At 63.8% G+C, this 6,588-nt stretch carries 6 protein-coding genes; all 6 read left to right on the top strand.

The features are described 5' to 3' along the window. The first annotated feature begins 181 nt into the window (after positions 1–181). Genes GSQ83_RS27015 through GSQ83_RS30170 form a run of 6 tightly spaced genes read left to right on the top strand, consistent with a single transcriptional unit; the run spans position 182 to position 6,578 of the window. Entirely contained in the window at positions 182–1,846 is a 1,665-nt protein-coding gene (locus GSQ83_RS27015) for an ABC transporter substrate-binding protein (protein ID WP_158806097.1), read from the top strand. A gap of 23 nt (positions 1,847–1,869) precedes the next feature. Beyond that, on the top strand, positions 1,870–2,829 hold the full coding sequence (locus GSQ83_RS27010; protein ID WP_158805951.1) for an ABC transporter permease: 960 nt from the start codon (positions 1,870–1,872) through the stop codon (positions 2,827–2,829). After that, entirely contained in the window at positions 2,826–3,728 is a 903-nt protein-coding gene (locus GSQ83_RS27005) for an ABC transporter permease (protein ID WP_158805950.1), read from the top strand. Before GSQ83_RS27010 ends, GSQ83_RS27005 begins: the two co-directional genes overlap by 4 nt. Further along, on the top strand, positions 3,721–5,769 hold the full coding sequence (locus GSQ83_RS27000) for an ABC transporter ATP-binding protein (RefSeq protein WP_158805949.1): 2,049 nt from the start codon (positions 3,721–3,723) through the stop codon (positions 5,767–5,769). Before GSQ83_RS27005 ends, GSQ83_RS27000 begins: the two co-directional genes overlap by 8 nt. Positions 5,770–5,829: 60 nt before the next feature. Then, positions 5,830–6,102: a BrnT family toxin gene (locus tag GSQ83_RS26995; RefSeq protein ID WP_158805948.1), complete on the top strand. Its 273-nt coding sequence runs from the start codon at positions 5,830–5,832 to the stop codon at positions 6,100–6,102. Next, on the top strand, positions 6,090–6,578 hold the full coding sequence (locus GSQ83_RS30170; RefSeq protein WP_216850603.1) for a DNA-binding transcriptional regulator: 489 nt from the start codon (positions 6,090–6,092) through the stop codon (positions 6,576–6,578). Before GSQ83_RS26995 ends, GSQ83_RS30170 begins: the two co-directional genes overlap by 13 nt. Positions 6,579–6,588 lie beyond the last annotated feature (10 nt).

Here is a 6,588-nt window from a genome sequence, read left to right as displayed (position 1 = left end):
AAGTTGTAACGCCAAAAGATCCGGATTGGCGGGTCCGCGGGATTTGACAAAGCTAGATTTTCCGTCCGTCATTCATGCCGTGGAGTGTATGCCTGTGGCTCGCCCAATGGCCGGGGACACCGGCGGCCACTTTAGAGGATCGGCCCCTTCCTGCCACGCGGCCACAATAAAAGAGGATATGATGTCCCAGCGCGATAGCCTGATCTCCGCCATTCGGCGCAACCTGTCGGAAGTCGACAACGACCTGATGGACAACGCCCTGGCCGGGCGGGTCGATCGCCGCGGGTTTCTCATTCACGGCACGCGCCTCGGCCTGTCCCTGCCGCTGCTCGGAACGCTTGCGGGCGCCATGGGCATGGCCGGCAGCCGCGGTGCGCGAGCGGATGGAACCTCGGGCGGCACTTTGCGCGTCGCCATGACGATGCCGGCCGGCGCGATCGATCCCGTTACAATCGCCGACGATGGCGGGTTGATGGTTGCGATGCAAAGCGCCGAATACCTCTGCGCCCTCAATCCCGACTTCACCCTCCGTCCGGTTCTGGCAACGAGCTGGTCTCCCAACACGGACGGCTCGGTCTGGACCTTCAAGCTGCGCTCGGGCGTGAAGTTCACCAATGGCGAACCGATGAACGCGGATGCGGTGATCGCGAGCGTGGAGCGGCTGGCCAATCCTAAGAACGCCTCCAACGCGCTATCCGCCTTCAAGGGCGTGCTCTCGGTCGGCGCATCGCACAAGGTTGACGATCTGACCGTCGAATTCCATCTCGACGCGCCCAGCGGAAACTTCCCTTATATTCTCTCCTCCGACAACTATAACTGCTACATCCTGCCGGCGAATTACACGGGCGGGTTCGAGCAGAGCTTCATCGGCACCGGGCCGTTCAAGCTCGAAAAATACATCCCGAAGGTCGGCTGCTCCTACACCCGAAACGACAGCTATTGGGGGCCGAAGGCGCTTCCCGACCGGCTCGAATTCACCTTCTACTCCGACATGCAGCCTCAGGTTCTGGCGTTGCAGGGCGGCCAGGTCGATATGCTGGCGCAGATGCCCGTCGCCGCCGGCCGCGCGATCCTCAACAATCCTGATTTCAAGATCGTCAGCTGCAAGTCGAGCGCGCATCAGCAGGTGCATATGCGTTGCGACCAGGGCTCGTTCCGCGACAAGCGCGTGCGTCAGGCGCTCGCGCTCTCGATCAACCGCAAGGCGCTCGTGCGCGGGTTGTTCCAGGGCCATGCGGATGTCGGCAATGACAGTCCCTTCTGCCCCGCTTTCCCATCGACCGACACCTCGATTCCGCAGCGCGACCAGGATTTGAAGAAAGCGCGCGAGCTGCTAGGCGCCGCCGGAGTGTCCAACGGCTTCTCTGTCACGCTGACCACCGAACAGTTCCTCGAAATTCCCGATTACGCCGTGCTCATCCAGAGCTTCGCGAAGAAGATCGGCATCGACATCAAGCTGCATGTCGAGGATCAGGGCGCCTATTACGGCAAGGCGGTCTTCGGTCAATCCGACTGGCTCGACAGCCCGCTCGGCATAACCGATTACGGCAATCGTGGTGTGCCGAATGTGTTCCTTGGTGCGCCGCTGGTAACCGGCGGTCCGTGGAACGCGGCGCATTTCAACAACAAGACCTATGACGGCCTCGTTGTCGATTATGTGAAGGCGCTGGATCTCAGCGGGCAGCGCGCCGTTTCCGGCAAGATCGAGAGCCTGCTGCTCGACGAGACGCCGATCATCTTCGGCTATTTCTACAACTATCTCTATGCAACCTCGAAGAACGTCTCGGGCCTGCCTGCCGTGGCGGACCGTCCGTTCCTCGATCGTGTGAGCATCGCGAAAACCTGACCATAGGGGAGACCGCAGGCAGGATGAGATTCGCACAGGCCCTCGCCTACCGTCTATTGCTCGCGGTCATTACCCTTGTGCTGCTCAGCATCATCGTTTTCGCGGGCTGCCAGGTGCTGCCCGGCGATGTGGGCCGCGCCATTCTGGGACCGCTCGCCGATGCGCGGGCGGTCGCCGTTTTGAACCACCAGCTCGGCGTCGATCAGCCGCTTCTCCTCCAGTATTGGCATTGGGTCAGCGGCATGGTGCAGGGCAATATGGGCATGTCCTATACCTACCGCGCGCCGGTCGGCCCGTTCATCGGCCATGCGCTGGTCAATTCGCTGAAACTAGCCGGCGTGGCCTTCGTCTTTGTCGTGCCGCTCGGCATCCTCGGCGGTGTCGTGGCGGCGTTGCGGCTCGGCACCTGGATTGACCGCGCCATCGTGCTGTCCGGATTGTCGGCGACCGTAGTGCCCGAATTCGTGTCGGGCATTGTGCTCATCATGGTGTTCAGCATCTGGCTGCACGTCTTCCCGCTTACAGCAACGGCGCCGAACAGCGCCGGAGGACTCACCCAACTCTATTACCTGCTGATGCCGGCAATCCCGCTCTTCATGATCATCTTCGGCTATATCGCTCGCATGGCGCGCGCCGGCATGGTCGAAGCCCTCGCCTCCGACTATACGCGCACCGCCGTACTCAAGGGGCTTACCTATCGCCAAGTGATCTGGCGGCACGTGTTACGCAATGCGCTGTTGCCTACCATCACCGTTGTCGCTGTGCAGAGCGGCTATCTGATCGGCGGACTCGTCGTGGTCGAGACGCTCTTCAACTACCACGGCATTGGCGGCCTGATCTTCGCGGCGGCGAAGGCGAAGGATTTCCCGATGCTCGCCGCCGGCATCCTGGTCATCGGTCTAACCTACATCGTCGCGAACCTAGTCGCCGACATGCTGTATTCCGCGCTCAATCCGCGCATTTCCTTCGGACGACGCGAATGAGCACGGCCCTCACGCCGGACGTCGAGGCCGCGCCCGTTCCGCCGAACGCACCCTCGCTCGACACGCCCGACGTCATCCGCCGCCAACGCCTCGGACTGCTGCTGCGCTCGCCGTCTTTCGTTATTGGCGCAGTCATCCTTATCTTCTGGATCGTCATGGCGATCGCCGGACCGTTCATCGCGCCTTACGGCTCGAACGACACCGACCTGCTCAATACCCTCACACCACCCTCCGGCGATCATTGGTTCGGCACCGACCAATATGGCCGCGACGTGCTCTCCCGCGTCATCGTCGGCTCGCGTGACATCCTGATTGTGGCCCCGCTCGCGACGCTGCTCGGCACCATAGTCGGAACATTCCTGGGCCTGCTCACCGGCTATGCGCGCGGCCTGACCGATGATGTCGTGAGCCGAATCATGGAAGCGTTTCTCGCGCTGCCACTGCTCATCATCGCGATGCTGGTGATCACCGCGCTCGGCATCTCGAATACCACGGTCATCATCGTCATCGGCCTGTCCTTCGGTCTCGTCATCGCTCGCACAGTACGCGCCGCCGTGTTGAGCGAACGCGACCTCGATTACGTGGCCGCCGCCAATCTGCGCGGCGAAAATCCGCTCTACATCATGACCGTCGAAATCTTGCCGAACGTCCTGCCGCCCATCCTCGTGGAAGCGACCGTTCGCCTTGGCTACGCCATCTTTACCGTCGCCTCGCTGAGTTTCCTCGGCCTGGGCATTCAGCCGCCTTCATCGGATTGGGGTCTCGCCATCTCGCAGAATTACGGGCTGATCGGTGGCGGCTATTGGTGGACGGTGCTGTTCGACGCCCTCGCCATCGGCTCGCTTGTTGTCGGCGTCAATCTGGCCGCTGAAGGCATCCATGGGGTGGTCGATGCCTGACGCCACAACCCTCGGCACCTCCGCAGCGGCCGCTGATGCGCTGGACGTGCAGGATCTCGACATCGCCTATCGGGTGCGTGGCCGGGACAGGCAAGTCATCCGCGGCGTCTCCTTCCGCATCGGCCGCGGCGAAACCTTCGGCCTCGTCGGCGAATCCGGCTGCGGCAAATCGACCGTCGCCCTCGCGGTCACCCGCTATCTGCCGAGCAACGGCCGCGTGCGCGCCGGTGCCATCCGCATCGCGGGCGAGGATGCGCTGGCGATGGATGCCGTCGCACTCAGGCGCCTCCGCACACGCAGTATCTCGATGGTCTACCAGGACCCCGGCCGGGCGCTGAACCCCTCCTTACGCATCGGCCGCCAGCTCGCCGAGGTCTTCGAGGTGGCGGGCGTGCCCGCCGCCGAACGCTTGGACCGTGCCGAGGCGATGCTCAAACGCGTTCGCATTGTCGATGCCGGGCGTGTCATGCACCGCTACCCGCACGAACTTTCGGGCGGCATGCTGCAGCGCGTGGTGATCGCCATGGCGCTCGCCGTCGATCCCACGTTGCTCATTCTCGACGAGCCGACGACGGCGCTGGACGCCACGGTCGAGGCGGAGGTGCTCGACCTCATCCAGCAACTCCGCCAGGAATTCGGCAGCTCCGTGCTGTTCATCGGCCACAACCTGGCGGTCATCAGCCGCATGTGCGCCCGCGTCGGAGTGCTTTACGCCGGAACGCTGGTCGAGGAAGGACCCACGCGGCAAGTCTTCGCGGCGCCACGGCACCCTTACACTGTGGGACTGCTGCGCTGCCTGCCGCAAGCCGGCCTCTCCAAACATGAGACGCGGCTCGATACCATTCCGGGATTCCTGCCGACATCCCTTGCGGGTCTCAAAGGCTGTGTCTTCGCCGACCGCTGCGGCCTCGCCCGCGACCTATGCAGGCAGGAGGAGCCGCCGCTCATCGCCCTCCCCGGCGGCCGTTTCAGCCGCTGCCACTTCCACGAAGAGGCGCCGGCGCTGCCGCGGGCGACCCCGCCCTCGCCGCCGAAAAGCACCGCCAGCCGCGCCGCCCTGCGCCCCGTACTGAGGGCCGCCGAGGTGAGCAAGACCTTCGGCAGCGCGCTCACCCCGATCCGTGCTTTGCATGACATTTCGCTGGAGCTTTGGCCGGGCGAGACGCTCGGTCTGGTCGGCGAATCCGGCAGCGGAAAAACCACTCTCGCCAAGCTGTTGCTCGGCCTCTCCGCGCCCGATCTCAACGGTGTCATCGAACTCGACGGCAACAAGCTCGCCGCCGCCGCCGTGAAGCGCCAGCCCGCCGAACTCGAAGCGCTGCAGATCATCTTCCAGAACCCAGACGCGGCGCTCAACCGCAGCCAGACCATCCGCCGCATCATGTCTCGCCCGATGCGCAAGCTCGGCCGCTATCGTGGCGCCGCGCTGGCGACGAAATTGACCGCGCTGATGGGCCATATCCGTCTCGCCGAGCGCTATCTGCCGATGCGGCCCCGCCAGCTTTCGGGCGGCCTCAAGCAGCGCGTCGCCATCGGCCGCGCCTTCGCGGGCGACCCGAGAGTCGTCGTCTGCGACGAGCCGACTTCCGCGCTCGACGTTTCGGTCCAGGCGGCGATCCTCAACCTGCTCGCCGATCTCCAGGCCGAGCAGGGGGTGAGCTACCTCTTCGTCTCCCACGACCTGCGTGTCGTGCGCTACATCTCCGACCGCATCGCCGTGCTGTATCTCGGGCGCCTGATGGAGATCGGCCCGGCCGAGCGGGTCTTCGGCGGACCGCACCACCCCTATACCGAAAGCCTGCTCGCCGCCGCCGCGCAGACTGACAGCGAGGGCACCCGGCGCCTCCATGGTGAGATCCCGAGCGCGATGAACCCGCCCTCCGGCTGCGTCTTCCACACCCGGTGCCCCCGCAAGATCGGCGCCATCTGCGAGACTCAGGAACCAGCCCTCATCCAGCGCGAAGGCGACCACGGCATCCGCTGCCACCTGGAGCTGGACCAGATGGGACGCGTGGCGAAGGCCGAGCTGGAGCAGCTGTAAAGCGACCCCTCGTCCACACAAATCTCTTTAGCTGCCTACGCTAGGAGCGTAGTCTAGTGCGTGAGCGAGGATGCCTCATTTACTTGGGATCATGCCAAGAGTGACCGATGCTACGCGGCGCGCGGATTAGACTTTGAATACGTCGCCCGCCTCTTCTCCAGTTCTTATTTGGAGCGGGTTGGTGATCGGTTCGATTACGGCGAGGTACGAAGACAGATTGGCCGCGTCGGTGGGCAGCTTTACGCCATTATTTACACGCAACGCGGCAGCGCTAAGCACATCATCTCCGCGAGACGTGCCCATCAGAAGGAGCTGGACAGATGGCTGAAGTGAGGCTGACAGCCTCAGAGCTGGGCGCTGGCCGGATAAACAGGCCTAAGACGACCGCCACAACGCAGGCAGACATTCGGGGCCATATGATCGAGGATGGCGAGGACCCAGACGTCGTTCATGACGACTGGTATCCTTCTCCTGCCTCGGTGCGGCGGAAGCTTGGATTAAGTCAGGTCGAACTGGCGGAACAGCTGCAGTTGCCAGTGGCGACCTGGCGCAACTGGGAGCAGGAGCGGGTTGAGATTGATCCTGCCGTGCGGGCATTGCTTCGCGTTTTCTGGCGTATTCCGCATACGGCGATGCGTTCGTTGCGCGGGTGCCCGGTCTGCCTGAGAGAAGATGCAGCACGGGAACCATCGGCGGCCGGCGGTGAAATCATCGAATGCCAAGCCTGCGGTGCGCTGCATGAGTCTAGGGGACAGACCGGCGTAACCTCGGTCCGACTCGCTAAGCCGGGTGACCGGCGACGCGCCTGATCGTTTCGCC

This window comes from Acidisoma sp. L85, assembly GCF_009765865.1.
Lineage (GTDB): Bacteria > Pseudomonadota > Alphaproteobacteria > Acetobacterales > Acetobacteraceae > Acidisoma.
The sequence above is the reverse complement of the archived record's forward strand: the minus strand, read 5'-3'. Positions and strand labels throughout refer to the sequence as shown.

Coding starts and splice junctions, on each gene's coding strand:
- GSQ83_RS27015 (WP_158806097.1), top strand. CDS start 182: ATGTCCCAGCGCGATAGCCTGATCTCCGCCATTCGGCGCAACCTGTCG.
- GSQ83_RS27010 (WP_158805951.1), top strand. CDS start 1,870: ATGAGATTCGCACAGGCCCTCGCCTACCGTCTATTGCTCGCGGTCATT.
- GSQ83_RS27005 (WP_158805950.1), top strand. CDS start 2,826: ATGAGCACGGCCCTCACGCCGGACGTCGAGGCCGCGCCCGTTCCGCCG.
- GSQ83_RS27000 (WP_158805949.1), top strand. CDS start 3,721: ATGCCTGACGCCACAACCCTCGGCACCTCCGCAGCGGCCGCTGATGCG.
- GSQ83_RS30170 (WP_216850603.1), top strand. CDS start 6,090: ATGGCTGAAGTGAGGCTGACAGCCTCAGAGCTGGGCGCTGGCCGGATA.